This is a genomic window from Komagataeibacter sp. FXV3 (genome assembly GCF_015155755.1).
Taxonomy (GTDB): domain Bacteria; phylum Pseudomonadota; class Alphaproteobacteria; order Acetobacterales; family Acetobacteraceae; genus Komagataeibacter.
In genome coordinates this window covers 1-3,317 of the sequence record NZ_VWPI01000024.1, presented here as the reverse complement: position 1 = coordinate 3,317, position 3,317 = coordinate 1, and the positions used below count along the sequence as shown (strand labels likewise).

Sequence of the window (3,317 nt, the reverse complement as noted above, 5' to 3'; positions counted from 1 at the left end):
TGTCGATACCGTCCTGTCGCGGATCATGGACATCATGTGGGCGGTGCCGGTCTATCTGTTCGCCATATCGCTTTCCATTGTCATGGTCAGGCAGCAGGTGCGCCTTGGCCCGTTCGTGCTGCGGGCGGACAGCCTGTTCATCCCCGTCATGATCATCGCGCTGGTTTACGTGCCCTATGCCGCGCGTCCCATACGCGGGCGGGTCATGGCGTTGCGGCGGGCGGAATTCGTGACCGCCGCGCGCTGTCTGGGCGTGCCGGGATGGCGGATCATGCTGCGCGATATCGTGCCCAATGTCATGACCACGCTGGTCACGCTCGGCCCGCTGCTGATGGCGCTGGCGCTGCTGGCGGAAAGTGCCCTGTCCTTCCTCTCGCTGGGGGTACAGGCGCCACAGCCTTCGTGGGGGACAATCATTCAGGATGGCGAGGGCCTGATCTATACCCGCCCCATGGTGGCCGTTGCACCCGGACTTGCGATCGTAATCGTGGTGCTGGCGCTCAATATCCTTGGTGACGGGCTGCGGGATGCGCTGGACGTGCGTGATGGGGGACGGCGTTCATGACCGCCCTGCTGCGCCGCATGGGCCAGACGCTGCTGGTGCTGTTTGGCGTGTCGGTACTGGTGTTTGGAATCTTTTTCGCAACACCCGGCGCGGACCCCACCGCGCGCATTGCCGGGCGGAACGCATCGCCACAGACCATGGAAAAAGTGCGTCGCGAATACGGTTTCGACCGCCCGCTGCCGGTGCAGTACGCGATCATGATGAAAAAGCTGTTCATCACGCGCGACCTTGCCTCCTATGCCAACCGTGGCGAACGGGTGGTGCCCGAGATCATGCAGGCCGCCCCGGTTACGGCGTGCCTGGTCTGCGGGGCGGCATTCATCTGGGTGACGGTATCCATTGCCATGGGCACGGTGGCCGCCGCCATGAGGGATACATGGATGGACCGGGGGCTGATGATGCTGGGGCTGGTGGGGATTTCCATTCCCGTGTTCTGGCTGGGGGAGGTCGCCAACCTGATCACCCAGAACCGCTATCACGATACATGGCTGTTTTCATGGGTGCCGGGACTGGGTTACGTGCCCTTCAGCCAAAGCCCGCTGGGATGGTTCCGCGCACTGGTCATTCCGTGGTTCGTGCTGGCGGTCATGTTCATTGGCATATACAGCCGGGTGCTACGCACCGACCTTGTCACCCTGGCGGGCGAGGACTTCATGCGCACGGCACGCGCCAAGGGGCTGTCCCCTGCGCGCGTGCTGCTGTGGCATGGGCTGCGGACATCCATGGTCACCTTCGTATCGCTGTTCGGGATGGATTTCGCGCAACTGGTGGGCGGTGGCGCGCTGCTGACGGAAGTGGTGTTTGGCCTGCCCGGCGTCGGTCGCCTGACCTATCGCGCGCTGACCACGCTGGACCTGCCGGTCATCATGGCCACCGTCATGTATTCCGCCGTTTTCGTGGTGCTGGCCAATGCGGCGGTGGACGTGATCTACCTGTTCCTTGACCCGAGGGTGCGTGATGCCCGCTGACCGCTCCGCCCCGCTTCTGGATGTGCGTGACCTGTGTGTCGGCTTTCCCGCGCGCGGGCGCATGGTGCCGATTGTCGAACATGTCTCCTTCAGCCTGCCAGAGGCCGGGATACTGGGGCTGGTGGGGGAATCAGGGTCCGGCAAGTCCGTCACCGCCATGGCGATCATGGGCCTGATTGATATGCCGGGGGTGCGGGTCAGCGGGTCGGTGCGCTTTCGCGGGCGCGAACTGGTCGGGCTGCCGCCACGGCAGATGCGCCGCCTGCGCGGGCGGGACATCGCCATGATCTTTCAGGACCCGATGACGGCGTTCACCCCCGTCTATACCATCGGCTGGCAGATTGATGAACAGATCCGCGCCCATGAACGCGTCTCCCGCACGCAGGCGCGGGCACGCACGGTGCGGATACTGGGTGAAATGGGCGTGCCCGACCCCGAACGCATGGCACGACGCTATCCCCACCAGTTATCGGGCGGCCTTCGTCAGCGCGCGATGATCGCCATGGCGCTGTCATGCAACCCCACGCTGCTGATTGCCGATGAACCGACAACCGCGCTGGACGTGACGGTACAGGCGCAGATCCTTGAACTGATCCGCTCACTACGCACGACGCATGGGTCGTCCGTGCTGCTGATTACACATGACATGGGGGTCGTGGCCCAGACCTGTGACAGCACGCTGGTACTGTATTCCGGCCGGGTGGCCGAAACGGGACCATCGGGCCGGGTCCTTGACCATCCCGGCCATCCCTATACCGCCGCCCTGCTGGACTCCATCCCGCCGCTTTATGGTCCGCGGCCCGACCGCCTGCCCGCCATTGCCGGTGCGCCGCCCATGCCCATGGATCGCCCGCCCGGCTGTGCCTTCGGTCCGCGCTGCGCCCATGTCCACGCTGCCTGCACCACGGCCCCGCCGGTTCTGGTCCCGCTGGGTCACGGCCATGCGGCCGCCTGCGTGCTGCCAGCCGAGGGCACACCCCTGCCGCCGCGCACGGTTACATGGGGGGATACATGCCCGTGAACGATACACCGGCCCCCGCCGCGCTGATGGCGGTGCGCAACCTGTCCAAAACCTACCATGTGGGCCATGGGCAGCATCTGGTGGCTGTGGATGGCATATCCCTGTCAGTAATGCCGGGCGAGATACTGGGACTGGTGGGGGAGTCCGGCTGCGGCAAATCAACGCTGGGGCGGTGCATGCTGCGGCTGACGGACATATCAGCGGGACAGGTCGTGTTTGAAGGTCACGACATCACCACCCTGCCCGAACGCCGCCTGCGCCCGCTGCGTCCCCGCATGCAGATGGTGTTTCAGGATTCCAGCGCCTGCCTGAACCCGCGCCGCCGCATCGGGGACCTGCTGGCCGAACCCCTGCGCGTCCATCGTGGCCCGGATGGGCGCAGGCGGTCGGCTGTGGACATTGAACGGCGCGTGCGTGACCTAATGGAACTCGTCAGCCTGCCTGTCGCGGCGCTGGCACGGTATCCGCATGAATTTTCCGGCGGGCAGCGCCAGCGCATCAATATTGCCCGCGCGCTTGCGCTGTCGCCCCGCCTGGTGGTGGCGGATGAGCCGGTTTCCGCGCTGGATGTGTCAGTGCAGGCCCAGATCGTCAACCTGTTTGCCGACCTGCAGGCACGGCTTGGCCTGACCTATGTATTCGTGGCGCATGACCTTGCGGTGGTGCGTCAGGTTTCCACCCGCGTGGCCGTCATGTATCTGGGCGCGATTGTCGAAATCGGGGCGACGGATGATGTGCTGCACTATCCCGCCCATCCCTATAC

General features: G+C 65.2%; 4 protein-coding genes. All 4 read left to right on the top strand.

The features are described from left to right. The coding region (locus F1542_RS02500) for an ABC transporter permease (protein WP_193731648.1) at positions 1-565 on the top strand (565 nt) is incomplete at its 5' end. Continuing rightward, positions 562-1,533 (top strand): ABC transporter permease, encoded by a 972-nt coding sequence (locus F1542_RS02495; RefSeq protein ID WP_193731647.1) that lies wholly within the window; start codon positions 562-564, stop codon positions 1,531-1,533. The genes F1542_RS02500 and F1542_RS02495, both read left to right, overlap by 4 nt. Next, a complete protein-coding gene (locus F1542_RS02490) occupies positions 1,523-2,554 on the top strand; it encodes an ABC transporter ATP-binding protein (RefSeq protein WP_193731646.1) in 1,032 nt (343 codons plus the stop codon). Before F1542_RS02495 ends, F1542_RS02490 begins: the two co-directional genes overlap by 11 nt. Before the next feature lie 26 nt (positions 2,555-2,580). Then, the coding region (locus F1542_RS02485) for an ATP-binding cassette domain-containing protein (RefSeq protein WP_408886220.1) at positions 2,581-3,317 on the top strand (737 nt) is incomplete at its 3' end.

Excerpts from the sequence above, each read along its gene's own strand:
- F1542_RS02490 (WP_193731646.1), top strand. The coding sequence starts at position 1,523 with ATGCCCGCTGACCGCTCCGCCCCGCTTCTGGATGTGCGTGACCTGTGT.
- F1542_RS02495 (WP_193731647.1), top strand. The coding sequence starts at position 562 with ATGACCGCCCTGCTGCGCCGCATGGGCCAGACGCTGCTGGTGCTGTTT.